This window comes from Inquilinus limosus (assembly GCF_002195995.1).
In the GTDB taxonomy this organism is placed as follows: Bacteria; Pseudomonadota; Alphaproteobacteria; order DSM-16000; family Inquilinaceae; genus Inquilinus; species Inquilinus limosus_C.
The window spans coordinates 1-26,218 of the sequence record NZ_NHON01000020.1 but is presented as its reverse complement, the minus strand read 5'-3'; the positions used below and the strand labels follow the sequence as shown (position 1 = coordinate 26,218).

The window sequence follows — 26,218 nt, the reverse complement described above, 5'->3', positions numbered from 1 at the left end:
GCGGCTGCGACCGGACCATGAGCTATTTCCTCCTCCTCGCCGTCAACGGCCTGGTCATCGGCCTCATCTTCGCCCTCGTGGCGTCGGGGCTGACGCTGGTCTTCTCCGTGCTGAAGGTCGTCAATTTCGGCCACGGCTCGCTCTACATGCTGGGCGGCTACGCGTCCTACTACCTGATCTCGGCGCTGGGCCTGCCGTCGCTGGCCGGGGTGGCCGGCGCCATGATCGCCCTCTTCCTCTTCGGCGTCGTCTTCGAGCGGCTGGTGATCGCGCCGATGTACACCGACAAGGTGGAGCGGAAGGACGAATACGCCATCATCGTCACCTTCGGCCTGACCATCCTGCTGAGCAATCTCGGCCTGGTGGTGTTCGGGCCCTTCGCCAAGTCGCCGCCCCCCTTCATGGCCGGCGTGCTGATCCTCGGGCCGCTGATCCTGCCCTATGACCGGCTGATCGCGGCGATCGTCGCCGTCATCCTGCTCGCCGGCCTCACCGCCTTCCTGAAGCGCACCGCGCTGGGCCAGGCGCTCGACGCGGTCAGCCAGAGCCGGGAGTCGGCCGCCGTCATCGGCATCGACCCGCGCCGGATGTACACCGTCGCCTTCGGCCTGGGCTCGGCGCTGGCCGGCGGCGCCGGCGCGCTGATCGCCCCGATCTTCGCGCTGTCGCCGTCGATGGGCGACCTGCCGGCGGTGCAGGCCTTCATCATCATCGTGCTCGGCGGCATGGGCTCGGTCGGCGGCAGCATCGCCGGCGGCATCCTGCTCGGCCTCGTCCAGGGGCTCGGCGTCGGCTACCTGCCCGACCCGAACCGGGCGCTGGCCTACACCCAGGCCTTCGGCGCGCTGCTGCTCGTCGTCACCCTGCTCCTCCGGCCGACCGGGCTGTTCGGGCGGTCGCATCTGCGGCTGGAATAGGAGGCGGCCGATGCTGCGACCCTCCTTCACGCAGGGGAGCCAGATCCTGCTCCTCGCCATCGCCCTGATCCTGCCGCTGCTGGCCGGGCCCTACTGGATCCATGTCGGCGCCATCGCCTGGTACTACGCGCTGCTGGCCGCGAGCTGGGCGCTGCTGGCCGGCTATGCCGGGCAGTTCTCCTTCGCCCATGTCGCCTTCGCGGCACTCGGCGGCTATGCCTCTGCCCTCTGCGCCGGTCAGCTGGGGCTGCCGCTGGCGCTCGCCATCCTGGCCGCGATCCTGCTGGCCGCGGTGGTCGGCGCGCTGATCGGCGCCCTCGTGCTGCGGCTGTCCGGGCCCTATCTCGCCCTGTTCACCCTGGCGATCTCCGAGATCTTCCGGCTGGTGCTGGTCGCCGAAGAGGGGATCACCCGCGGCATGCAGGGCCTGCCGGTCCCCGGCCTGTTCCCGGGCCGGTCGGACATGCCCTACTACTATCTCGGCCTCGCCCTCGTCGTCCTGGCGGTCGGCGCCATGAACGCCCTCCTCGCCACGCGGGTCGGGCTGTTCCTGCGCGCCATCCGCGAGGACGAGGGCGCCGCCCGCGCCAGCGGCGTCGACACGACGCGGTACAAGATCCTGGTCTTCGTCGTCACCAGCGTCATCGCCGCCATCGCCGGCATCTATTACGGCCATTTCATCGGCATCCTGACCCCGAACATCGCGATCCTGCCGGAGATGGGGCTGGTCATCGCCATGGCCGTGATCGGCGGGATCGAGAGCCTGACGGGGGCAGTGATCGGCGCCGCGGTGGTGTTCCTGCTGTCGGAATCGCTGCGCTCCTACGGCGAATGGCGGTTCGTGCTGATGGGGCTGGCGCTGATCCTGGTGCAGCGCTTCGCGCAGAACGGCCTGTTCCCGGCGCTGGAGCAGCTGGGACGCCGCCGGCCGCAGCCGCGCCCGGCGGTATCAGCCATGGGGGAGCCCGGCGATGGCTGAGGACGGCGCGCCCTTCTTCTCCGTCGGCGATCTGTCCAAGCATTTCGGCGGCATCCACGCCGTCGAGGGCCTGTCCTTCGGGCTCGGGCGGGGCGAGATCGTCGGGCTGATCGGGCCCAACGGCTCCGGCAAGACCACGACCATCAACATGGTGACGGGCGCGCTCAGGCCCAGCGGCGGCGCCATCCGGGTCGGAGAGCACGACATGGCGGGCGCGCCGGCGCATCGCTTCGCCCAGCGCGGCGTCGCCCGGACGTTCCAGGTGCCGCGGCTGTTCCGCCGCATGACGGTGATGGAGAACCTGATCGTGCCGGCGCTGTCCGACCCCGGCGAGCGGCGGGCCGCGGCGGAGGAGCGGGCGCGCGGCGTGCTGCAGTTCCTGAAGCTCGGTCCCCTGGCGGACCAGTATGCGCGGGCGCTGTCGGGTGGCCAGCAGAAGCTGCTGGAGCTCGGCCGCGCGCTGATGCTGAAGCCGCGGCTGCTGCTGCTCGACGAGCCCTTCGCCGGCGTCCACCCGCGGCTGCTGGAGCAGATCATCGACCACATCAAGGCCCTCAATCGCGACGGCCACACCATCGTGGTCGTCGACCACAATCTGGAGGCCATCCAATCCGTGGTGACCCGCGTCATGGTCATGGCCCGCGGCCGCAAGATCGCCGATGGCGGCGTCGCCGAGGTGCTGCGGAACCCCGACGTCGTCCGGGCCTATACCGGCACGCGGGCCCACCGATGAGCGGCGCGATGCCAGAAACATCCCGTCCCGCCCCCCTTCCCGCCCCGCGCTGGCACGATGCGCCGGCGCTGCTGGCCTGCGAGAGCCTCGTCGCCGGCTACACCCGCGACATCGACATCCTGCGCGACATCTCCGCCAAGGCCTGGGCCGGGCGCATCTCCTGCGTCGTCGGGCCGAACGGGACCGGCAAGTCCACCCTGCTCAAGGCCCTGTTCGGCTTCCTGAAGCCGCGCGCCGGCCGGGTGCTGATGAATGGCGGCGAGATCACCGCCAGCCCGCCCTTCCGGATGCTCGGCCTCGGCCTGGCCTATCTGCCCCAGCGGCCGAGCCTGTTTCCGTACCTGACCGTCGAATCCAACCTGAAGCTCGGCCTCTGGCACGCCCGGCCGAAGAAGGCCGTCCTGGCCGAGCGGCTGGAGCGGGCCTATGAGCGCTTCCCCGTGGTCCGCGAGAAGCGCAACCAGCCGGCGGGGCAGCTTTCGGGCGGCCAGCAGCGGCAGGTCGAGATCGCCCGCAGCCTGATGGCCGAGCCCTCCGTGTACCTGATCGACGAGCCGACCGCCGGCGTGGATCCGCAGACCAGCGAGACCATCTACGAGATCGTGCGCGATCTCGCCCATGGCCTGGGCAAGGCCGTGCTGCTGGTCGACCAGGACATCCGCGCCGCGCTGGCCGTTACCGACTATGTCTATGTGGTGAAGACCGGTGCGGTGTTCTCCGAAGGCGCGCGCGAGGATTTCGGCAGCGACACCGACGCGCTGGTCGCGCGCTGGCTCTACGCCAGCGGCGAATGACGGCCGCCGATCCCGCGGCCTACGGTGCCTCGAACCCGGCCGGAGGCTCGAACAGGCCGCCGCGCGCAACCTCGAGCGCGCGGCCGATCCGAAGCGCGACGGCGTCGTCGAAGCGGCGCGCCACGATCTGCAGCGACGCGGGCAGGCCGCCGGCGAGGCCGACCGGCACGCTCAGCGCCGCCATGTCCATCAGATTGACCATGCGCGTGAAGGTGCCGAGCGGGGTCTGGGTCTCGTCGATCGCCTCCAGCGGCGGCGCGAAGATCGGCGCCGTCGGCGTCAGCAGCGCGTCGGCGCCGTCGAGATAGCGGTGCAGCTCGATCTGCGCCGCCCGCCGCGCCACCAGAAGCTCCTGATAGCGCGCGCCGTCGATCGTCCGGCCGCGAAGGATCCGCGCCCTGACCGCCGGATGGACGATGCTGGTCTCGGGCTCCACATGCTCGCGCAGATGGTGCCAGGACTCCGCCGCCATCATGTCGCCGGTCGTCGCCATGTAATCCTCGGGCCGGCGCGGCATCGCCCGCTCCTCGACCTCGGCGCCGAGGGTGGCCAATTGCTGGACGGCCGCCCGGAACAGCCGGAGCACATCGGCCTCGACCGTGCCGAGATCCCGCTCCGACGGGACGCGCAGATGCAGGCCGGCGACGCCATCGCCGAGATGGCGCAACGGGTCCGGCCCCGTGACCCCGAAGGTGTCAGGGTCGTCCGGATCCCGGCCCTGCAGGGCGGACAGCAGCAGCGCCGCGTCCTCGACCGAGCGGGTGAGCGGGCCGACGCTGTCGAAGGAGGTGGCGAGCGGCAGCAGCCCACCCCGCCCGATCAGACCGACGGAGGTCTTCAGCCCGACGACGCCGCACATGGCAGAGGGGTTGCGCACCGACCCGCCGGTGTCGGTGCCGAGCGCGGCCGGCACCAGCCCCGCGGCAACCGCCACCCCGGACCCGCTGGAGGAGCCGCCGGGGGCGCGTGGGACAGCCCGGTCGCGCGGGTTCAGCGGCGTCCCCAGGACCGGGTTCGTGCCCCAGCCGCCAAAGGCGAACTCGACGGTGTGGACCTTGCCCAGCGGGATCATCCCCGCCGCGCACAGGCGCCGCACGGCATTCGCGGTGGCCGCCGCGGGAGCCGCGGCGAGGGCCTTCGATCCGGCCGATGTGGGATGGCCCTCGATGTGGAAGAGGTCCTTCACTGCGAAGGGAATGCCATCGAGCGGGCCGAGCGGGGCGCCCCTGGACCTGCGGTCATCGGCGGCCTCAGCGGCCGCAAGCGCAGCTTCGCCGAAGATCTCCACGAAGGCGTGCAGCGCCGGCTCATGCGCGGCCGCCCGGTCGAGCGCGCGCCGGATGATGGCGGCCGATGTGGTGCCGCCCCCCCGAAGCGCCGCAGACAGCTCGGCCGCGGTGGCGAATGGCGATGGCTTTTCTGCTGCGTCGGTCATGATGCCCTGGCCTCCCTTTGCGATGACCATAGGCTGGGCGCGCCGGCGAGACAAAGATCGAGGTGAGACATGACGACGGATCCCCTGCTCATCATGGTCGCGCCGAACGGTGCGCGCCGCACCAGGGCGGATCACCCGGCGCTGCCGATGACGGCCGCGGAACTGGCCGACGCCGCCGCGGCCTGCATCGCCGCCGGCGCCGCCGCCATGCACGTCCATGTCCGCGACGAGGCCGGCGCGCATGTGCTCGACGCCGGCCGCTACGCGGAGGCGATCGCGGCGATCCGGGACCGCACGGACGGCCGGATGCTGGTCCAGGTCACCACGGAGGCGGTCGGCCGCTATTCGCCGTCGGAGCAGATGGAGCTGGTGCGCACGCTGCGCCCGGCCGCCGTTTCGGTCGGGCTGCGTGAGATTCTCGGCGACGGGGACGCGGCGGCATCGGCCTTCTTCTCCTGGGCGGCCGGTGAAGGCGTCGCCGTCCAGCACATCCTCTATGATGGGGCCGATCTCGACCGCTTCGCCGTGCTGCATGAACGGGGAGACCTGGGGGACGTCGCGCGGCCACGGCTCCTCTTCGTCCTCGGCCGCTATGCGCCGGACCAGGAGAGCCGGGCGGAGGACCTCGATGTCTTCCTGCATGGCCTCCAGCGCCACCGGCTCGACGCCAGCGCCGTATGGTCGGTCTGCGCTTTCGGGCGCGGCGAGACCGCCGCCCTGGCCGGGTCCATCGCGCTCGGCGGCCATGTCCGCGTCGGGTTCGAGAACTCTCTGTGGCACGCGGACGGCCGGATCGCGCGCGACAACGCCGAGCGTGTCGCCGCTATCGCGGACCTTGCCGGGGCGGCAGGCCGGCCGCTCGCCTCAGGACCTCAGGCCCGCGCGATTCTCGGGATGCCGTGATCTCGCCCCGGCTGCCGCTGTTTCCGACGTCAGGCGGCCCCGCCTTCAGGCGAAGAACGACTGATCCGCGGTGCTGAGGGAATAGAAGCTGAGGCCCCCCGGCAGGTTGCGGAAGCCCTGCAGCGCCTTCCGCATGGCGAAGCCCTGGGCCCGGTAGGCCAGCGTCACCATCGGCGCCTGGTCCAGCACCAGCTGGCCCGCCTTCGCATAGATCTCCTTGCGCCTGGCGATGTCGAACTCGCCCCGCCCCGCCGCCAGCAGCTCGTTCAGCCCGGGCACGGTGATGCCGGCGCTGCGGATATAGGACGGCGACAGCGAGGAATCGACGAAGGACGACAGGCTTTCCGGATCCGGGCTCTCCATCGCCGTGCCCATCACCGCGAACTCATACTGGCCGCGATTGCCCAGGCTGACCCGGGTCGGCCAGTCCGGCATGTTGAGCTCGACCTGGATGCCGAGTTCGGCCAGGTTCTGCTGGACCACCTCGGCCGTGTTCTTGTGCATGCCGTATTGGGCGGTCGACAGCAGGGTGCAGGAGAAGCCGTCGGCAACGCCGGCCTCGGCCAGCAGCGCCTTGGCCTTGTCCTTGTCGTAGCGCCAGCCATGCGCCGCCGCTTCGTCGTAATACGGCGTCTCCGGGGCGAAGGGCAGCCCCTCCAGCGGCGCGCCGCGGCCGAAGAAGGCGGCCTGCACGATCTCCTCACGCTTGATGCCGAGCGCCACCGCCCGGCGGATGCGCGGATCGGCGAAGGGGCCGCTGCGGCCGTTGAAGGTCAGGTACATGAAGGGGCCAAGCTGGTTGTCCAGCTTCAGGTTCGGGTCGGCCTCGATCGACTGCATCGACTGCCACGGGACATAGTCGATCAGATCGACATCGCCGGCCTGCAGCGCCGCCACCCGCAGGGTCTCGTCCGGATAGGCGATGATCTTGACCGCCTTCAGCTTCGGCAGGCCCGGCTTGTAGTACTTGTCGAAGGCGACGAGGTCGAGCGACACGCCGCGCTCCTGCCCCTGGAGCACGAAGGGCCCGGCGCCGATGCCCAGCGGGTCATCGGCGGTCGACCCCTTGGCCACGATCGGCATGTAGTAGTTGGCGAACCAGTGCGGCACGCAGACGGTCGGCTGCTTCATCACCAGGCGCACGGTGCGATCGTCCGGCGTCTCGACCCGCTCCACCCCCTGCAGCTGGGTGCGCAGATAGGCGGTCGATTTCTCGCCGGCGACCTGCTCGATGTTCCATTGGACGTCTGCGGCGGTGACCGGGTCGCCGTTGTGGAAGAGGGCCTGGCGCAGGCGGAACACCCAGGCCTTGTCGCCGTCCGGCTGCCAGCTTTCGGCCAGCTCGCCCTGCAGGCTGCCATCGGCGGCGTAGGACAGCAGGCCGCGATGCAGCAGCGCCGAGACCGACCCCGCCGCGCCGCCGGAATTGATCCAGGGCTGCAGGTTCGGCGGATAGCTGGAGAGGCCGAAGCGCAGCGTCTCCGACGCCGCCTGGGCCCGGGCCGGCAGGCGCAGCACCGGCAGCACGGCGCCGGCGGCGAGCCCGGTGGCGAGCAATGAGCGACGGGACAGCAGCATGATGACCTCTCCCTGCTTGTTGTCATGGTTTCAAAGCTGGGCGCCGTAGACCCTCCGCGCCGTCTCCCGGTCGATCCGTCCTTCGGCGACATCGCGGCGGACCGCCTCGCTTGCCCGCCCGGCCGGCGGGCCGTAGCCGCCGGCGCCGGGCGTCACGATCTCGATCACGTCGCCGCGCTTCAGGTCGCCATTGCCGTGGTCGAACGGGGCGACGCCGGGGCCGAAGACGAAGCCGCCGCGGCCGCCCGGCAGCCCGCCCTCCAGCCCCCAGGGGGCGGAGCGCAGGCGCGAGCCGTCGATATGCACACGGCAGTCGGCCTCGGCCCGGTAGACCCGGCGCAGCCCCATGCCGCCGCGTTGCGTCCCGGCGCCGCCGGAGCCGTCGACCAGCTCGTAGCGCAGCAGGGTCAGCGGATATTCCAGCTCCAGCGCCTCGGCCGGCAGGTTCGAGGTGTTGGTCATGTGGACATGGACGCCGTCCAGCCCGTCCTTCCCGGCGCGGGCGCCGCTGCCGCCGCCGATGGTCTCGAGATAGACCCACAGGCCGCCGGTCTTCGGGTCGCGCCCCATGAAGGTGGCGGAGGCGCAGGAGCCGTTGCCGGCCGCGGTCAGCCGCTCGGGCACCGCCTGGGCCAGGGCGCCATGGATCAGGTCGGCGATGCGCTGGCAGGTCGCCACCCGTCCGTTCACCGCCGCCGGATGGATGCAGTTGAGGACGGTGCCCTCCGGCGCCGTCACCGTCAGCGGCCGCGCCAGCCCGGCATTGGGCAGGATGGTCGGGTCGACCACCGTCTTCACCGCGTAATAGACCGTCGACAGCAGCGCCGTGTAGACGACGTTGAGGCCGCCCCGGACCTGCGGCGGGCTGTCGAAATGCAGCCGCATCTCCTCGCCGGCCACGGTGATCTCGACCGAGACGTCAAGCTCGCCGTCCAGTTCCGGATTGTCGAAGCGGTCGGCGAAGCGGTAGGTGCCGTCCGGGATCGCGGCGATGCCGGCGCGCATCTTGCGCTCGGCATAGTCCTGCAGCGCGGCGCCGGCCGCGAGCACGGTGTCGACGCCGTATTTGCCGCACAGCGCCGTCATCCGCTGCACGCCCAGCCGGTTGGCTGCCATCTGCGCCCTGAGGTCGGACAGCCGCTCGCGCGGCACCTGGCAGTTCAGCAGCACCAGCTCCTGCACATCGGCCTGCAGCTCACCGGCGCGGTACAGGCGGATCGGCGGGATCCGGATCCCTTCCTGGTAGATATGGGCGTGGCCGCGATCGGCGAAGTCGGCGTGGTGGGCGGTGTTGACCGCCCAGGCCACCATCCGGCCGTCGACGAAGATCGGCTCGGCCAGCACGATGTCGGGCAGATGCGTGCCGCCGCCCTCATAGGCGTCATTGCCGATGAACACGTCGCCCGGCCGCATCCGGTCCGGCGGGTGGCGCTTCAGGATGTGCGGGATGATGCCGATGAAGCTGCCGAGATGCATCGGGATGTGCTCGGCCTGGCACAGCGTGTTGCCGGCCAGGTCGAACAGCGCGGTGGAGCAGTCGCGCCGCTCCTTGATGTTGGTCGAGTAGCTGGCCCGGACCAGCGCCTCCCCCATCTCCTCCGCGATCGAGGCGAAGGCGCTGCCGATGACCTCGACCGTGATCGGGTCGAGCGCGGCCTCGCGGCGCTCGGGGACGGCGACGCTCATCGGACCTCCAGGACCAGGTTCAGGTAGGGTTCGACATGGGCCGTCATGCCCGGGAGGATGACGGTGGTGCTGTCCATCTGCTCGACCACGGCCGGCCCGGCGATGCGGTTGCCGGGCTTGAGTTGGGCGCGGTCGTAGACCGGGCAGAACACCCAGCCCCCCGCCTCCGGCAGCCAGACCTCGCGCGAACCGGCGACGGCGTGCCCGGCCTCCGGCCCGGCATCGGGCTGCGGCTGGAAGCTCGCCTTGGTGACGATTCCCGCGGCCTCGACCCGGAAGGTGACCAGCTGCACCGGCTCGCCGGCGGCGACGAAGCCGTATTGCCGCTCATGCGCCCGGGCGAAGCCGGCGGCCAGGGCCTCCAGCGTCGCCGGGGTCACCGGCCCGTCCGGCAGCGCCACCGGCAGCTCGTAGTTCTGGCCGGCATAGCGCATGTCGACCGTGCGGGTGACGCGCCGGGCGGCCTGCGGCACCGCTTCCTGCCCGAACCACTCCTCGGCCCGGACCAGCAGCCCGTCGAAGGCGGCCTCGACCGCGGGCAGCGCCGCCGCCTCCAGCGTGGTCAGGCGGGTGGCGGCGAAATCGGCGCGCAGGTCGGTCAGCAAGAGGCCCATGGCGCACAGGATGCCCGGCGTCTGCGGCACCAGGATGCGGCTGATGTCGAGCTCCTTGGCCAGGCGGGCGGCGTGCAGCGGGCCGGCGCCGCCGAAGGCCATCAGCGTGTAGTCGCGCGGGTCGTGGCCCCGCTGCACGCTGATGACGCGGATCGCCTTGGCCATGTTGGCGGTGACCACGGTCAGGATGCCCTGCGCCGTCTCCATCAGCCCGAGGCCCAGACGCTGCGCCAGCCGGCCGATCGCGGCCTCGGCCAGGTCGCGGCGCACCGCCATGCGGCCGCCCAGCAGCGACACCGGGTTCAGCGTCTGCAGCACGACATTGGCGTCGGTCACCGCCGGCTCGTCATTGCCATGGCCATAGCAGACGGGCCCGGGCCAGGCCCCGGCGCTGCGCGGCCCGACCTTGAGCAGCCCGCCGCTGTCGACATACGCGATCGAGCCGCCGCCGGCCCCGACCGTGTGGATGTCCAGCATCGGCGCCTTGATCGGATAGCCGTGCACCACCGCCTCGCCCGCCAGGCGGCACTGGCCGCCGGCCAGCAGCGCGACATCGGTGCTGGTGCCGCCCATGTCGAAGGTGATCAGGTCGGGGAAGCCGGCGACCGCCCCGATCGCCTGGGCCGCGACCACGCCGGTGCTGGGGCCGGACAGGACGGTGCGCACCGGCAACCGCGCCGCGGTCTCGAAGCTGATGACGCCGCCATTGGACTGGGTCAGCCGCGGCGCGGCCTTGACCCCGATCTCGGACAGGCGCTGTCCCAGCCGCTCGATATAACCGCGCATCACCGGGCCGAGATAGGCGTTCACCACGGTGGTCGAGACCCGCTCATACTCGCGGAACTCCGGCGCCACGCCGTGGGAGGCGCAGGCGAAGGCCTCCGGGAACTCCTCGGCCAGGATGCGCAGCGCCGTCTCCTCATGCTCGCTGCGGACGAAGCCGTAGAGGAAGCTGACCGCCACCGCCTCGACCCCCGCCGCGCGCAGCTCGCGCGCCGCCCGGCGCAGCGCCGCCTCGTCGACCGGGACCTCGACCGAGCCGTCGTGGCAGACGCGCTCCGGGATGTCGATGCGCAGGTCGCGGCTGACCAGCGTCTCCGGCTTGTCGGCCTGCAGGTCATAGAGGTCCGGGCGCTTCTGCCGGCCGATCTCCAGCAGGTCGCGGAAGCCGTCGGTGGTCAGGAGGCCGGTGCGGACGCCGCGATGCTGGATCAGGGCGTTGGTCCCGACCGTGGTGCCATGGCCGAAATAGCCGATCTCGCCCGGCGCGGCGCCGACCCGGGCCGCCCCCTCCTCCACCCCCTGGACGATGCCGCGGGACGGGTCGTCCGGGGTCGAGGAGACCTTCCAGACGTCGAGCCGCCCGCTCTCATCGTCGAACAGGCAGACGTCGGTGAACGTCCCCCCGGAATCCACGCCAATGCGCCAAGCCATGCGAGGTGACCTCACGAAACCGGAAAACGAAGAACCATCGCGCGCCGCCTAGGCCGCGGCCCGGGAGGGGGCCTTGGCGAAGCGCGCGTAGCGGAACGGCGTCGGGTCGACGACCGGGGTGTCGCCGGCCACCAGGTCGGCCATCAGCCGGCCGGCGCCGGGACCGATGCCGAAGCCGTGGCCGGAAAAGCCGCTGGCGATGAAGAAGCCGGGCATGGCGTCGACCGCGGAGATCACCGGCACGGCGTCGGGCGTCACATCGACCAGACCGGCCCAGCGCTGCTGCACCACCATGCGTTCGAAGGCGGGGAAGGCCTTGACCAGGTTGGCGCGGCCCTCGTCGAGGATGCCGTCATCGGGCACCGGGTCCAGCACCCGCACCTGCTCGAACGGCGTGGCCCGGTCCAGCGCCCAGCGGCGCGGCAGGCGCCATTCCTCGATGAAGCGGCGGCCGATGCGCAGCCGCAGCTCGTGCCGCTGCTGGCGCAGCGCCGGCAGGAAGTCGAAGAGCAGCCGGAAGCTGTCCGGCACGATCGGCGCCAGATTGGCGTTGCGCTGGGCGATGGTGTAGCCGCCGTCGAGCCGCTTGCGGAAGGCGAAGTTGGCGGCGCCCACCGCCTCCTCCGGCCCGCCTTCGAGCGGCGCGGTGCGCATGACGCAGCCGAGGATCTTCAGCTGCGGAAAGGCCAGATCCATGTTGCCGCAGAACAGCCGTGACCAGGCGCCGCCGGCCAGCACAACGGCCTGGCAGGCGATCGGGCCCTTCTCCGTCACCACGCCGGCGATCCGGCCGGCCTTGGTCTCGACGCCACGCACGGCGCAGCCGGTCAGCACCGCGGCACCGCGCCGGCGCGCCGCCTCGGCGATGGCGGGAGCGGCCTTCTGCGGCTCGGCCCGGCCGTCGCTCGGGGTGTAGAGGGCGGCCGGCCAGCGCCGCGAGGCGCCGGGCAGAAGCCGGGCGATCTCGTCGCCGTCGATCAGCCGGGAGTCGAGCTGGAACTCGCGGGCATGCTCCAGCCACGCCTCGTGCTGGGCGATGTCCTGCGGCGTCTCGCAGAGATAGAAGATCCCGGCCTTGCGGAAGCCGGTCTCGGCCTCGGTCCTGGCGTTCATGCCCTCCCACAGGCGCAGGCTTTCGATCGCCAGCGGCAGCTCGGAGGGGTCGCGGCCCATCTTGCGGCACCAGCCCCAGTTGCGGCTGGACTGCTCGCCGCCGATGCGGCCCTTCTCGCAGAGCGCGACCGACAGCCCCTTCTCGGCCAGGAACAGCGCGGTCGCGGCACCGATGATCCCGCCGCCGATCACGACCACGTCGACCCTGCCCGGCAGGGCCGGGTCGGAGGCGACCGGATCAACCGGCGGCGACATCGGCGCCCGCCCCGGCGGTCCGGCCGACCGATACTCTGCACGCGCAACCCCATGCCATGGCGCGTCTCCCGCCGTCGTGAACCGAAGCCTTCCCTGTCCGCAGGACCGTCAGCGTGCCGTTTTCCGGCACGAATTCCCGGCCCGCGCCTGAATTTCAAAGGAATGCTAGGCAGCTCTACGCCGTCATGGAAAATTCATTTATTCGAGCTTTCCATTCCGAATTGGAATGAGCGCCTGACGGGGGCTGCGCATGCACAGGATCAAGATCCGGCACCTCGAGACGCTGATGGTGTTCATGAAGACCGGCTCGGTCACGGAAGCGGCCGAGATCCTGGGCACGACCCAGCCGAATGCCAGCAAGTCGCTGAAGCAGCTGGAGGGGGCGATCGGCATCTCGCTGTTCCAGCGCAACGGCGGACGGCTGCAGCCGACGCCGGAGGCCGAGATCCTGTTCGCCCATGCGGCCCGGCTGATGGAGGAGTTGGCCTTCATCGAGACGCTGTCGGGCGACCTGGCGCGGCTGAGGAGCGGCTTCGTCCAGGTCGCCACGCTGGCCACGTTCGGCGTGGCCCTGCTGCCGCTGGTGGCCGAGGCGTTCAACACCCGCCATCCGGATGTCGCCGTGCAGATCGACGTCGTCGATTCCGACAAGATCCATTCCTTCGTCAGCCGCGGGAACTACGATCTCGGCCTGGTCCACCATCCGAGCCAGGAGGTGGACCTGACGGCGCGGACGCTGCGCACCGGGTCGATGGTCTGCATCCTGCCGGCGGCGCATCCGCTGGCCCGCCGGCCCGGGATCAGGGCCGCGGACCTAGCGGGGATGCCGCTGATCACCTATCCCAGGACGCTGCCCTTCGGCGCCGCGATCGCCAAGACGCTGGCCGATGAGGGCGTGCAGGTCCGCAACCCGCTCTCGGCCAATCACAGCCATGTGGTGCGCAAGCTGGTCGAGCGCGGCCGCGGCCTGGCCCTGGTCGACGAGTATTCGGTCTGGGACGCGGCGGCGGCGCCCGGCATCGCGGTGCGGCCCTTCGAGCCACGCATCCCGGTCTCGATCGGCATGATCGTATCGCAGCGACGGCCGCTGTCGCTCGCCGCGCAGGCCTTTCTCACGGCGCTGCAGGACGCGCTGGCCACGCCGCCACTGTAGCCGCGGCCGGACGTCCCGGCCTGCCTAGTCCCGCTGCAGGGCGTACCAGTCCGACGCAGGCACGGGCTCGAAGCGCAGCGGCGGCTGCCCTTCGCGCGCGGCGCAGGCGATCTTCGCGACGAACCGGCGCTTCACTTCGCTCGTCCGCAGCCGGCAGAGATCTTCGGGATGGGGATTGTCGTTGGCCGGAGGCCGCGGCGGGTTCATGGCGTCATCGAAATACGGTGGACTATGCCACCAGATTGGCACCGATGCCGCGGAGCCTCCAGCGAAATGCGACGCGCGCCGGGTCGCGGACCGGCACCGGGAAGCGCCGGCGTGCAGCCATGTCCAGATGGAACGCTTCGGGGAACAGGAGTCATTCTTGAATGACCGAACAGGTGAATAAATAACATTCCTATCGTCACAAAGTTGCGACGGGCGATGAACGGCCGTTCACAGCGGCCCGGCGTCGGGGGCCACGGACCGTGGGACGTTGCCGGGGCTAGCTGCTATAGGGGTGGCCGAGGGACAGCGCCGGGCCTGCCCCGGGGAGATGCAGCCGTGCCGGACGAGCCATATCGCCTTCGCCGCCGCGAGGTCATTCACCGCACCTCCACGACCACCGTGATCCGCGCCGTCCTCGAGGACGGCCGCCCCGTCGTCCTGAAGGAGATGATGGGGGAGACGGCGGTCGGCCTGGTCGACCGGCTGCGCCATGAGCACGATATCCTGTCGCGCTTCGACTCCACCCTCGTGGTCCGGCCGGTCGGGGTCTGGCCCGACGGGCCGGACGGGCCGGCCCTGGTGCTCGAGGATATCGGCGGGATCACCCTGTCCGAGTGGATCGCCACCGCCCCGCCGGATCTGGCCGGCCGGATCGCGGTCGCCGAGGCCCTGGCGCGCGGCCTGGCGCATGTGCATGAGCGCGGCGTCCTGCATGGCGACCTGTCCACCCACAACATCGTCCTCAACCCGAAGGACGGCCGGATCAACTACATCGATTTCGGTGGAGCCCTGGCGCTGGGCCGCGGCGAGTCCGCCCCGGCCGAGGCCCTGCCGACCGTGCTGGACCTGACCGCCGTCGCCCCGGAGCGCACAGGCCGGATGAACCGGCCGGTCGATCATCGCGCCGATCTCTATTCGCTCGGCGCCATCCTGTACCAGCTGTTCGCGGACCGGCCGCCCTTCCTGGGCGAGGAGCGGCTCGACCTCCTGCACGCCCATCTGGCCCTGCGCCCCGTGCCGCTGGACGAGCTGCTGCCCGGCTTCCCCCCGGTGCTGGGCGAGATCGTCGCAGCGCTGCTGATGAAGGACGCGACGGCGCGCTACCGCAATGCCGCCGACCTCGCGGAGGATCTGGGGCGCTGCCGCGCCGGCTTCGAGCCCACGGGCGCGGGGGGCGGGCGCATCGCCGCCTTCGCCCTCACGGCCGGCGACGACGGCGATGCCTTCGGCGATTCGATCCTGTACGGCCGGGCGGCCCCGCTCTCCATCCTGGAGGAGGCGTTCGACGTGGCACGGGACGGCCGCAGCGGCGCCGTGCTGGTCACGGGTGCGCCCGGCATCGGCAAGACCGCGCTGGCCGCCGGGATCCGCGATCGCGTGGCCCAGGCCGGCGGCCACTTCGCCGCCGGCAAGTTCGAGCAGCAGCAGCGCGACGTGCCCTATCTCGGCCTGACCCAGGCCTTCGCCGGGCTGGTCCGCAGCGTGCTGACCGAGCCCGATGCCATGGTCGCCGCCTGGCGCACGGCCCTGCTGGACCGGCTGGGCCGCAGCGCCGGCGCGCTGGCCGAGCTGGTGCCGGGCCTCGACCGGCTGATCGGCCCGCAGCCGCCGGCCGCCCCGCTGGCCCCGGCCGAGGCCGGCAACCGGCTGACGCAGGCGGTGCAGGATCTGGTCGCCGTCTTCGCCACGCCCGACCACCCGCTGGTGCTGCTGGTCGACGATCTGCAATGGGCCGACGTCGCGAGCCTGGAGCTGCTGGGCCCGATCTGCCGCGCCGTGCCGTCCGGCGGGCTGCTGCTGATCGGCACCTGCCGCGACGGGGAGGCCGATCCCGGGCAGGCGCTGCACGACACGCTCCGCGCGCTCGACGCGCAGCTCGGCGGGGTGCTCCGCATCGACCTGCAGCCGCTGGCGCCGGAGGACATCGAGGCGATGCTGGCCACGGCCTATCGCGGAGAGCCCGGCGACATGGCCGCCGCGGCCGCCCTGGTGCATGCCAAGACGCTGGGCAACCCGCTGTTCGCGCGGCAGCTGCTGGACCATCTGCGCGAGACCGGGGCGATCGGCCCGACCGGCCGCTGGGACCTGGGCCGGATCGCGGCGGTGCAGGCCACCGACAACGTGGTCGGCTTCCTGGCCGACCGCATCGGCCATCTGCCGGAGGGGCTGCGGCGCGTGGTGACCACCAGCGCCTGCCTCGGCATGCAGGTCGATGCCGATGTGCTGGGCGCCGTCCTCGGCTTCGACGGACCGCCGCTGCGCGCCATTCTCGACGGCGCCGTGGCGGAGGGGCTGATGACGGCGCGCGAGGGCGGCTTCGCCTTCGCCCACGACCGGATCCGCGAGGCGGCCTATCGTCTCGCCGACGATCCCGCCGGGCTGCACCGCCGCATCGCATGGCTGCTGCTGGAGCGGACGGCGCCCGATGAGCTGCCGGGCGCCGCCTTCGCCATCGCCCGCCACCTGAACGCCGCGGGATCCCTGGAGGACGATCCGGAGTTGCGGTCGCGCTGCGCCGAGATCAACCTGATCGCCGCCCGGCAGGCGCGCGCCGCCGCCGCCTTCGGGCCGGCGCGCGACTATGCCGAGACCGGGCTGGGCCTGACCGATCCCGGCCATTGGGACACCCGCTACGCCGACATGGCCGAGGCGGCGCTGCTGCTGGCCGAATGCCGGATGCTGACCCAGGACCACGCCGCCTTCGATCGCGAGGTCGAGGGACTGGCCGCGCGGCTCAGGGACGACGAGCACCGGCTTCAGCTGGCCATGCTGCAGCTGGTGTCGCTCGACGCCCGGCTGATGGAGAACGAGGCGATCGAGGTCGGCCGCCGGGCGCTGCGGCTGGTCGGGATCGATCTGCCGGAGACGGCGGAGTGCCAGGGGGAGGCCGTCGGCGCCGAATTCGCCGAATTCCAGCGGCTGATGGCCGGGCGCCCGGCCGAAATGCTGCTGGACCTGCCGCCCCTGCAGGACCGGCGCCTGGCGGCGGCGATGCAGATCCTGTTCCGCCTGGCGCCGGACGCGCACAACACGCTGCAGCCGGCGCTGTTCGCGCTGATGGCGCTGCGCAACGCCAATCTGATGCTGCAGCATGGCGGCGACACGCTGGCGCCCGGGATCATCGTCACCCTGGCTCTGACCCTGCGGGGGATGACCGGTGACAGCGTCACGGCGGACGCCTTCGCCCGCACCGCCGTCGCCCTGGATGCCAAGCTCGGCCACCCGCTGACGGCCAGCACGACCTTCGTCTACACCTATTTCCTGCGGCACTGGCTGCACCCGCTGGACGGCGCGCTGCAGCTCAACCTCGACGGCATCCGCGCCGGCTTCGAGATGGGCGACATCCAGTTCGGCGCCTATCACGCCGCCGCCTATGTCATCCACCTGCTGGGCAGCGGCGGCGGGCTGGCCGAGGTCGCCCGCATCGGCGAGGAGCATCTGCGGCTGATCGGTGAGAAGAACCGGACGGCGGCCGAGCATTGCCGGATGCAGATCGATTTCGCCGCGGCGCTGATGGGTACGTCGGCGGCATCGACCAGCCTGGCCCGCGACCGGGTGCGCAGCGATGCGGAAGAGGAGGCCTGGCTGGATGCGATGGACCTCGTCGCCCGCGGCAACTACCTGATCCGCCGGCTGCAGCTGGCCCTGCTGTTCCGCGATGCCGACCTGGTCCGGCAGCTCGTCGGCCCGACGGCGGCCAGCCTGCCCGCGGTCGCCGGCGTGGCGGTCGAGGCCGACGGCGTCGCCTTCCTGCTGCTGGCGACGGTGGCACAGGATAGTGGCCGGGATGAGGGCTTCGCGGCGTTGCGCGACCGGCTGCGCGGCTGGAGCGAGCAGAACCCGCACAATTTCGGCGCCCTGCACCAGCTGGTCGAGGCGGAGCTGGCGCGCGTCGAGGGCCGGGCCGGCGACGCGTTGCGCCTCTATGGCGACGCCATCCGCCGGGCCGAGGCCAGCAAGCTGACCCACCACGCCGCGCTGGCCAACGAACAGGCCGGACGCTTCTGCCTGGGCCTGGGCAACGAGGTGTCCGGCATGGCCCATCTGCGCGAGGCGGCGACGCTGTACGGCTATTGGGGGGCGGCCGCCAAGGTCGCGGCGCTGGAGGAGGAGTTCCCGCGCCTGGCGGTGCGGTCGCGCCCGGGACGCGCCTCGCTACGCGAATCCGGCAGCTCGACCGGCGAGGACGACATCGACTTCCGGGCCGTGCTGCGCGCCGCCCATTCGATCTCCGGCGAGATCGAGCTGCGCCAGCTGGTGCAGCGGGTCCTCGGCGCGATCCAGGACAGCGCCGGCGCCTCCTACGGCGTCCTGGTGCTGCGGCGCGACGACGGGCTGCATGTCGAGGCGGTCGGGCGGAACCGTGAGGTCTCGCTGCTCAACGGCGACGGATCGGGCCGGCTGGAGGACAGCGATGCCGTGCCCCAGTCGGTGCTGTCCTACGTGCTGCGCACCCGCGAGGCGCTGGTGCTGGACAATGCCCAGCATTCACCCGAGTTCTTGCGCGATCCCTATATCCGCACCCATCGCGTGGCATCGATCCTGTGCGCGCCGCTGGACGAGCGCGGCCAGGTCGACGGCCTGATCTATCTCGAGAACAACCTGGCCGCCGGCGTCTTCAGCCCGCGCCGGCTCGAGGTGGTTCAGGTCCTGGCGGCGCAGGCGGCGATCGCCCTGGCGAATGCCCGGCTGTTCACGGCGCTGGACGGCGCGCGCACCGATCTGCTGCTGGCCAATGAAGGACTCGAGCAGAAGGTGAGCGAGCGCACGGCGGAGCTCGACACCGCCCGCAAGCGCGCCGTGGCCAAGGAGCGCGAGGCGCGGCGGGCCCGCCGCGCCGCCGAGATCGCCAACGAGGCGAAATCGCGATTCCTTGCGGTCGTCAGCCACGAGATCCGGACGCCGATGAACGGCGTGCTGGGAATGCTGCAGATCCTTGACCGCGACCCCTTGCCCGAGGAGCAGCGCCGCTATCTGGAGATCGCCGAGGAATCGGGCCGGTCGCTGCTGGACCTGATCGACGGCATCCTCGACTACGCCCGGCTCGAGAACAGCCAGGAATCGCTGGACCTGCACGATTTCGATCTGCGCCGGCTGGTCGCCGACGCGGTCGAGCTGATCCGCCCGCAGGTCGCGGCGAAGGGGCTGTCGCTGACCCTGTCGATCGACGCGCCGCCGGAGGCGATCCTGCACAGCGACCCGCGCCGGCTCGGCCGCGTGCTGATCAACCTGCTGAGCAACGCCGTCAAGTTCACCGCCGACGGCGGCATCACAGTGACCGTCGGGCTGGAGCCGATGGCCGGGGCGATGCCGCGATCGACCCTGCGCATGGCGGTGGCGGACAGCGGCATCGGCATCGCGCCCGAGATGCATGAGCGGATCTTCGGCGACTTCATCCAGGCCGATTCCTCGATCGCGCGCCGCTACGGCGGCACCGGGCTGGGGCTGGCGATCTGCCGTCGGATCATCGACCTGCTGGGCGGCACCCTGACGGTGGACAGCACGCCGGGCGCCGGCAGCACCTTCCGCCTGGCCGTACCGGTGATGCCGGGCACGGCGCAGCCGCAGGCGGCCGCGCCGGTCGCGGCAGGGCCCGTGCTGTCGGTCCTGGTCGTCGATGACGACCCGATCAACCGCGCCGTGGCCGCCGGGCTGCTGGGCCGGCTGGGCCATCGCGTGATCCTGGCCGACAGCGGCCAGGCGGCGATCGAGGCGGCGGCGGCCGGTGGCTTCGATGTCGTCATGATGGACCTGCACATGCCCGGCATGGACGGGCTGGAGGCGACACGGCGGATCCGGGCGCTGCCGGGCGACCGCGAGCCGCCCCAGATCCTGGCGCTGACCGCGGACCTGACCGACGGCAGCCGGCAGCGCTGCGCCCTGGCGGGCATCGAGCGGATCCTGGGCAAGCCGCTGCAGCTGGCGGTGCTGCAGCGCATGCTGGCCGCGATCTCGGAAGCCCGATCGCCGGTCGAGCCGCCGGCGCCGTCGGCCGACCCGGCGGCCCTGGTGGACGAGGAATTCTTCACCGAGCGCCAGGAGATCCTCGGCACCGGCGAGCTGGCGCGGCTGGCGCTGATGTTCCAGCGGGTGTCGCGGCCGCTGGTCCGCGCGATCGACGCGGCGGCCGGGACCGGCGATCGCCGCGACATGGCGCGGCTGGCCCATCGCCTCAGCAGCTCCGCCGGCGCGCTGGGCCTGATCCGCCTGGCCCGGCAGGCCAGCGCGATCGAGGCCGGCGCGAATGGCGACATGCCGATCGACCGGCTGGCGGAGATGGCGACCGAGCTGGCGCCGCTGCGCCGGGGCTCGATCGACGCCCTGATGGCGGAGATCCGGCGGCCGGCGGCTCAGCCGCGCGCGTCGGTGCGGACGCCCAGCTTGTAGCCGACGCCGGTCACGGTCACGATCACCGGCGGCCCGCCGGCGGGGGCCTGCAGCTTGCGGCGCAGCCGGGCGACCAGCGCGTCGACCGTGCGGTCGCCGACCTCGGTGTCGCGGTTGCTGACCACCTCGACCAGATAGTCGCGGCTGAGCGGCCGGCCATTGGCCTGGACCAGCGCCGCCAGCAGGTCGAACTCGCCCCGGGTCACGCGCACCGGCGTGCCGTCCCGGGTGGTCAGCTCGCGCCGCGTCTGGTCCAGCAGCCAGGATTCGAAGGTGATCACGGTGTTGCTGTGGCGGGCGGCGTCGCGCTCCAGCCCGCGGCGGCGGAGCAGCGCCCGGGACCGGGCCAGCAGCTCGCGCAGCTTCACCGGCTTGGTGACGTAGTCGTCGCCGGCCAGCTCGAGCCCGACGATGCGGTCGACCTCGCTGTCCTTCTGGGTGACGAAGATGATGCCGACTGCGCTGGCCGACCGGATCTCGCGGGCCAGATCGAAGCCGTCGCCGTCCGGCAGCTGGATGTCGATGAACAGCAGGTCGGCCGGGGCCCGCTTCAGGGCGCGGCGGCATTCGGCGCCGGTCGCGGCCTCCTCGACATCGAACCCCTCATCGGCGAAGTAGCGCGCGATCATCGAGCGCGTGACCGGATCGTCCTCCACCACGATCAGGCGATCGCGTCTGCCGACGCCGCCCGGCCCGTCCGTCGTCCGAATGCTCATCAACAACCCTGCCCTGCCCCATGGCCGTTCCTTGTCGAGGCGCCACCCGGATGAATGCGAACGGCCGTTCAAATCTGGTTTACATCCCGCGCCGCACAAGATGCTACACGAAGTGAGAGGATTCGGCATCCGGGGTGTCATCGTGGCAGGAAACAGCCATGGGTCGGACCAGGATTCGATAGTTTTTCCTAAAATCCTTTTGAACGGGGCGGATCCGATCCAGCCCATACGACCGGCGAGGAGGCGAACATGTCCGAGCAGCAGGCGACCTACCCGCATGTGCCGATCGGCGAGATGCTGCAGCGGATCCGCCGCGACAATGCCGGGCACGGCGCCAAGCAGGTGGTGATCCTCGGCGCCGGCATCGCCGGCCTGGTGGCGGCCTATGAGCTGCAGCAGCTCGGCCACGGCGTCACCATCCTCGAGGGCAGCGAGCGCATCGGCGGCCGCATCCTGACCCACCATTTCCAGGACGGCAGCTACAACGAGCTGGGGGCGATGCGGGTCCCCGCCACGCATGACTACACCCACCATTACATCGACCAGGCCGGGCTGGCGGGGAAGCTGATCCCGTTCGTCAACAGCGTCGACCAGAACTTCCTCGACATCCACGAGGTGGTCTGCCGGATGAGCGAGAGCCGTAGCCGGATCTATCCGCGCTACGGCCTGCCGGAGACGCCCCCTACCCCCGACGGCGCCTATCCGCAGGACCCCGGCGGCGCCATCTTCGGCTGGGTGCTGGAGAACGCCATCGCGCCGCTGACCCCGTTCGAGCTGGACAGCCTGTTCAAGGGCGAGATGACCACCGACCGGCTGCGCTATCTCGACAGCCTGTCGCTGGGCGCCTTCCTCGACACGGTGCTGCCGCAGCAGGTCAAGCAGCTGGTCGGCGCCTATACCAGCCTCGCCGTCTGGTTCGAGAAGGCGGTGACGATGTTCATCCGCGACACGATCGTCGGCACCGGCAACAACCTGACCACGCTGCAGGGCGGCATGAGCCAGCTGCCCGACACGCTGGCGGGGATGCTGAAGCCGGGCACCGTGCTGCTGCAGCACGAGGTCACCCGCATCCGCTTGACCTCCGAGACCAGCGTCGAGATCGGCTATGCCGGGCCGGAGGGGCCGCAGACGCTGACCGCCGATTACGTGCTGTGCACCCTGCCCTTCGGCGTCATGCGCCGGATGGCGCTGGACGGCTTCAGCTATGCCAAGCGCCTGTCGATCAGCCAGATGGCCTATGCCGCGTCGAGCAAGGTCATCCTCGACTGCCGCGAGCGCTTCTGGGAGTCCCGCTACGGCATCTATGGCGGCGGCTCGATCTCCGACGGGCTGCAGCGCCAGACCTACTATCCGATGGACCATCTGAAGGTCGAGCGCGGCCCGCTGCCGCCGCGGCCCTGGTCGAACCCGCACACCGGCCCGGCGCATGACGAGCGCACCGGCCCGGCGCCAGACGCCGATGCCTCGATGCCGGGCGCGCTGCTCGGCGCCTATTGCTGGGGGTCGGACGCGCTGCGCCTGGGGCTGATGGAGCCGGCGGCGCAGGTCGAGGCCGTGCGCCGCGGCATCGCCCGCTTCCACCCGGAGATCCTGGACGACAATCTGGTGGTCGATTCCGCGTCGATCTGCTGGCAGTCGCACAAATGGTCGGCGGGGGCCTTCGCCTTCCTGCTGCCGGGCCAGCTCGGCACCATCTTCCTCGACGGCAAGAAGCCGGAGGGCCGGGTCTTCTTCGCCGGCGAGCACTGCTCGCTGGACCAGGCCTGGATCCAGGGATCGCTGATCGCCTCGCTCGAGGCGGTCGACCAGATCGTGAGCATCTGACGCGGCCGCAACACGGCCGGGCAACCATCCTTGCAGACGGAGGGACGATCATGGGTGCGGAACCCGAGGGCGTCATCGACTGTGCCATCATCGGCGGCGGCATGGGCGGCGTGTACAGCGCCTGGCGGCTGGCCACCGCGCCGGATTCGAAGATACCGGCGGCCGGCATCCACCTGTTCGAGATGAGCGAGCGGATCGGCGGCCGCCTCGACACCGTGCGCCTGCCCGGCATGCCGCATGTGCCGGCCGAGCTGGGCGGCATGCGGATCATGACCTCGCAGCTGCTGGTCATGGGGCTGGTGCAGAAGCTGGGCTTCCAGACCGTCAAGTTCCCGATGGGCGGCCCGGAGAACCTGGCCTATCTGCGCGCCCACCGCTTCCCGGTCGGCGACTACTCCAAGCCCGAGGAGGTGCCGTACTGGCTGACCGAGCAGGAGAAGGGCCAGTCGCCTTCGGCGCTGGTGGTGCAGGCGATCGAGACGATCATCCCCGGCGCCACCAAGATGAGCAGCGAGGAGCTGCGCGCCGCCTGCGCCAAGGCCACGCTGAACGGCTTCCCGCTGCGCAATCACGGCTTCTGGCAGGTGCTGCTGAACCTGCTGAGCGTCGAGGCCTACAACCTCGCTTTGGCCGGCGGCGGCTTCAACACGGTGCTGACCAACTGGAACGCCGCCGAGGCCATCCCCTGGTACATGGAAGACTGGTCGATCCCGGCGACGCAGACGCCCTATGTCCACCTGCCGGAGGGCTACGAGGCCCTGCCCCGCCGCCTGTGCGACGAGTTCGAGGCCGCCGGCGGCCGCGTCCACCTGCTGCGCGAGCTGATCGCCTTCAGCCGGCGCGAGGACGGGCTGTACGCCCTGACCATCCATGATCACGGCCTGGGCCATGACCATGTGCTGCTGGCCCGCCGCCTGATCCTGGCGATGCCGCGCCGGTCGCTGGACCGCGTCGCCGAGCATCCGCTGGACCGCGCCGGCCCGAGCGAGTTCTTCGCCAGGCCGGGCGTGGCCGAGCTGCTGGCCACCGTCACCGGCCAGGCGCTGTACAAATTCGCTCTGGGCTACCCCGAGCCCTGGTGGCACAAGCTGGGCCTGACATCCGGCGATTCCGTCACCGACCTGCCGCTGCGCCAGATCTACTATTTCGAGACCGAGGGCGAGATGCCCGGCGGCGACCCGCGCAACACCAACTCGCTGCTGGTCGCGGCCTATACCGACGGCATCTCGGTCGATTATTGGGAGGGGGTGCGCGACAGCGGTCCCCGTTTCGAAGGCAAGGCCAACCCCTTCGTCGCCGGCCTGCCGCGGCTGCCCGATATCTACGATGTCAGCGCTCTGATGGTGGCCGAGGCGCACCGCCAGCTGATGGAGGTGCACGGGGTGGCGGACGCGCCCGAGCCCTATGTCGCCGCCTTCCGCGACTGGGGCGACGACCCCTATGGCGGCGGCTGGCATTCCTGGAACATCGGCGTCGACACCGCGGCGGTGATGCCGCGCATCGTCAAGCCGGTGGCCGATGAGGAGGTCTATATCTGCGGCGAATCCTATTCGACCTATCAGGGCTGGGTCGAGGGCGCGCTGCAGACCGCCGAGATGATGCTGACCGCGCATTTCGGCCTGGCCGCCCCGGATGACAGCCTGGCCTCCGCCGCCTGAACGCCTCCCCCACCGCCCGCCGCCGAGAGACCCCGAGCATGCTGCAGCAGAGCACGACCTACTACCGCACAGTGACCGACCGGACGGTGTCGCAGCTGCTGCTGGACTACCTGAAGCTGGAGAATGTCCGCTACCTGTTCGGCATCCCCGGCGGCGGCATCATGTACCTTCTCAACGAGCTGCGGCTGCGCGAGGAGGAGTTCACCTACATCGTCTGCCGGCATGAGACCGGCGCCGCCTACATGGCGGACGGGCTGCACCGGGTGACCGGGGGGCTGGGCGTGGTCCTGGCCACCACCGGCCCCGGCGCGGTCAACGCCCTGACCGGGGCGATGAACGCCCAGGCCGACCATTCCGCCGTCCTGACCATCACCGGCGAGGTGGCCGAGAACTATTTCGGCAAGGGCTATCTGCAGCAGGGCATCGACGGCACGCTCAATGTCGACGCCGTCTACCAGGCCTCGGTGCAGTACAGCGCCATGATCGCAAGCCCGGACGATTTCGGCACCCTGTTCACCCAGGCGCTGCGCGACGCGCTGTCGATCCCGTTCCGCGCCACCCATATCAGCCTGCCGGTCGACGTCTCGAACGAGCCGCCCAGCAAGCCCGTGCCGTTCCCGACCAGCTGGGAGCATTACCGCACCGTGCCGAAGGCCGCCGACATCGCCCGCACCAACCAGGCGCTGGACCGGCTGCTGGCGGCGAAGCGGCCGCTGATCATGCTGGGCAACGGCAACCGCTTCGCCTTGCAGGGTGAGCGCCTGGAGAAGTTCACCGCCTTCGTCGAGCGCTTCGGCATCCCGGTGATGACCTCGCCCGACGGCAAGGCGCTGTTCCCGGAAAACCATCCGCTGTCGCTGCGCAACTACGGCATGGCCGGCTGCATCTGGCCCAGCCTGTACATCGCCGCCGCCGGCGGCGGCCCGGCCTATGACGCGCTGATGGTGATGGGGTCGGTGCTGGGCAACCTGGCCACCAGCAACTGGAACACCGCCCTGCTGCCGAACGGACCCTTCATCCAGGTCGATGCCGACCAGTCGGTGATCGGCCGCGCCTATCCGATCGAGCTCGGCATCGTCTGCGAGCTCGGCCAGTTCATCGACGACCTGTGCGCGCTGGCGGCGCTGCGCCAGCCGGACGAGGCGGCGGTGGCCGAGCGGAAGAAGTATGTCAGCTGGATCCGCGACAACCACGCGCCGTGGTATGACCCGGAAAAGCGCGAGTCCCAGGCCACCCCGATCCTGCCGCAATCGGCGATGCGGGTGATCAACGAGGTGGTGCCGAAGGGCAGCCACATCTTCATCGACTGCGCCAACTGCGTCGGCTGGACCCTGAACGACCTGGCGATCGACCCGCCGACCCAGCTGCACCTGTCGCTCGACACCGGCCCGCTCGGCTTCGGCACCTGCGCCGTGGTCGGCGGCAAGCTCGGCGCGCCGGACCGGGCCTGCATCGCCATCACCGGCGACGGCGCCTTCCTGATGCATGGCAGCGAGGTGTCGACCGCCGCGCGCTACGGCATCGGCGCGATCTGGATCGTCATGGACAACAACGACCTGGCCATGGTCAGCCAGGGCAACGCGCATTTCTTCCCGACGCCGCCGGTGCCATCCTGGACCGACTATTACAAGCTCGGTGCCCCGGATCTGGTCGCCTTCGCCACCGGGCTGGGCGCGACCACCTACACCGTGCAGGACCCGCAGGGGCTGCGGGCCGCGCTGACCAAGGCGATCAGCCAGGCCGAGGCGTACCGGCGGCCGCAGGTGATCGTGCTCGAGATCGACCGGTCGGAGGTGCCGCCCTACTACCGCACCCCGCCCCAGGCCTGAACG

Annotated in this window: 17 protein-coding genes; 10 read left to right on the top strand and 7 right to left on the bottom strand. The window is 71.1% G+C overall.

Translation table 11 applies throughout. The annotated features are described in order from the left end of the window. Nucleotides 1-17: 17 nt before the first annotated feature. From BWR60_RS13035 to BWR60_RS13020, 4 genes are read left to right on the top strand one after another with little or no spacing between them, the layout of a single operon-like run. Complete coding sequence (locus BWR60_RS13035; RefSeq protein ID WP_088151459.1) at nucleotides 18-917, top strand: branched-chain amino acid ABC transporter permease; 900 nt, start codon at nucleotides 18-20, stop codon at nucleotides 915-917. Between the two features lie 10 nt (nucleotides 918-927). Next, a complete protein-coding gene (locus BWR60_RS13030; protein WP_088151458.1) occupies nucleotides 928-1,896 on the top strand; it encodes a branched-chain amino acid ABC transporter permease in 969 nt (322 codons plus the stop codon). Next, nucleotides 1,889-2,629, top strand: coding sequence for an ABC transporter ATP-binding protein (locus BWR60_RS13025; protein WP_088151500.1), 741 nt, complete (start codon nucleotides 1,889-1,891; stop codon nucleotides 2,627-2,629). The genes BWR60_RS13030 and BWR60_RS13025 overlap by 8 nt, the downstream gene beginning before the upstream one ends. 8 nt (nucleotides 2,630-2,637) lie before the next feature. Further along, entirely contained in the window at nucleotides 2,638-3,423 is a 786-nt protein-coding gene (locus BWR60_RS13020; protein ID WP_179221747.1) for an ABC transporter ATP-binding protein, read from the top strand. Nucleotides 3,424-3,442: 19 nt separating this feature from the next. Here BWR60_RS13020 and BWR60_RS13015 read toward each other — a convergent pair whose 3' ends face one another. Further along, on the bottom strand, nucleotides 3,443-4,858 hold the full coding sequence (locus BWR60_RS13015; protein WP_179221746.1) for an amidase: 1,416 nt from the start codon (nucleotides 4,856-4,858) through the stop codon (nucleotides 3,443-3,445). Between the two features lie 69 nt (nucleotides 4,859-4,927). Here BWR60_RS13015 and BWR60_RS13010 point away from each other — a divergent pair, with 69 nt between their 5' ends. Further along, complete coding sequence (locus tag BWR60_RS13010; RefSeq protein WP_088151455.1) at nucleotides 4,928-5,761, top strand: 3-keto-5-aminohexanoate cleavage protein; 834 nt, start codon at nucleotides 4,928-4,930, stop codon at nucleotides 5,759-5,761. Nucleotides 5,762-5,806: 45 nt separating this feature from the next. Here the strand turns inward: BWR60_RS13010 and BWR60_RS13005 are convergent, their stop codons facing one another. The 4 genes from BWR60_RS13005 to BWR60_RS12990 are packed head-to-tail and all read right to left on the bottom strand — an operon-like array spanning nucleotide 5,807 to nucleotide 12,441. Then, a complete protein-coding gene (locus tag BWR60_RS13005; protein WP_088151454.1) occupies nucleotides 5,807-7,339 on the bottom strand; it encodes an ABC transporter substrate-binding protein in 1,533 nt (510 codons plus the stop codon). Nucleotides 7,340-7,369: 30 nt separating this feature from the next. Further along, complete coding sequence (locus BWR60_RS13000) at nucleotides 7,370-9,025, bottom strand: hydantoinase B/oxoprolinase family protein (protein ID WP_088151453.1); 1,656 nt, start codon at nucleotides 9,023-9,025, stop codon at nucleotides 7,370-7,372. After that, nucleotides 9,022-11,073, bottom strand: a complete 2,052-nt coding sequence (locus tag BWR60_RS12995) for a hydantoinase/oxoprolinase family protein (protein ID WP_088151452.1) — start codon at nucleotides 11,071-11,073, stop codon at nucleotides 9,022-9,024. The genes BWR60_RS13000 and BWR60_RS12995 overlap by 4 nt, the downstream gene beginning before the upstream one ends. Nucleotides 11,074-11,121: 48 nt before the next feature. Then, nucleotides 11,122-12,441 carry an NAD(P)/FAD-dependent oxidoreductase gene (locus BWR60_RS12990; RefSeq protein WP_088151451.1) on the bottom strand — a complete coding sequence of 440 codons (1,320 nt, stop codon included), beginning with the start codon at nucleotides 12,439-12,441 and terminating at the stop codon, nucleotides 11,122-11,124. Nucleotides 12,442-12,691: 250 nt separating this feature from the next. On the opposite strand from BWR60_RS12990, the gene BWR60_RS12985 reads away from it, so the two are divergent. Next, entirely contained in the window at nucleotides 12,692-13,594 is a 903-nt protein-coding gene (locus tag BWR60_RS12985; protein ID WP_088151450.1) for a LysR family transcriptional regulator, read from the top strand. Nucleotides 13,595-13,618: 24 nt separating this feature from the next. Here BWR60_RS12985 and BWR60_RS12980 read toward each other — a convergent pair whose 3' ends face one another. Next, nucleotides 13,619-13,801: a hypothetical protein gene (locus BWR60_RS12980; RefSeq protein ID WP_088151449.1), complete on the bottom strand. Its 183-nt coding sequence runs from the start codon at nucleotides 13,799-13,801 to the stop codon at nucleotides 13,619-13,621. A 336-nt stretch (nucleotides 13,802-14,137) separates the two neighbouring features. Here BWR60_RS12980 and BWR60_RS12975 point away from each other — a divergent pair, with 336 nt between their 5' ends. After that, complete coding sequence (locus BWR60_RS12975) at nucleotides 14,138-20,188, top strand: AAA family ATPase (RefSeq protein ID WP_179221745.1); 6,051 nt, start codon at nucleotides 14,138-14,140, stop codon at nucleotides 20,186-20,188. Here the strand turns inward: BWR60_RS12975 and BWR60_RS12970 are convergent. Further along, nucleotides 20,152-20,904, bottom strand: a complete 753-nt coding sequence (locus BWR60_RS12970; protein WP_088151447.1) for a response regulator — start codon at nucleotides 20,902-20,904, stop codon at nucleotides 20,152-20,154. The genes BWR60_RS12975 and BWR60_RS12970 overlap by 37 nt on opposite strands. Nucleotides 20,905-21,153: 249 nt before the next feature. On the opposite strand from BWR60_RS12970, the gene BWR60_RS12965 reads away from it, so the two are divergent. The 3 genes from BWR60_RS12965 to BWR60_RS12955 are packed head-to-tail and all read left to right on the top strand — an operon-like array spanning nucleotide 21,154 to nucleotide 26,215. Beyond that, nucleotides 21,154-22,728, top strand: coding sequence for a flavin monoamine oxidase family protein (locus BWR60_RS12965; protein WP_088151446.1), 1,575 nt, complete (start codon nucleotides 21,154-21,156; stop codon nucleotides 22,726-22,728). 50 nt (nucleotides 22,729-22,778) lie between these two features. Then, on the top strand, nucleotides 22,779-24,386 hold the full coding sequence (locus BWR60_RS12960) for a flavin monoamine oxidase family protein (RefSeq protein WP_088151445.1): 1,608 nt from the start codon (nucleotides 22,779-22,781) through the stop codon (nucleotides 24,384-24,386). Nucleotides 24,387-24,424: 38 nt separating this feature from the next. Beyond that, complete coding sequence (locus BWR60_RS12955) at nucleotides 24,425-26,215, top strand: thiamine pyrophosphate-binding protein (RefSeq protein ID WP_088151444.1); 1,791 nt, start codon at nucleotides 24,425-24,427, stop codon at nucleotides 26,213-26,215. The last annotated feature ends 3 nt before the right edge of the window (nucleotides 26,216-26,218 follow it).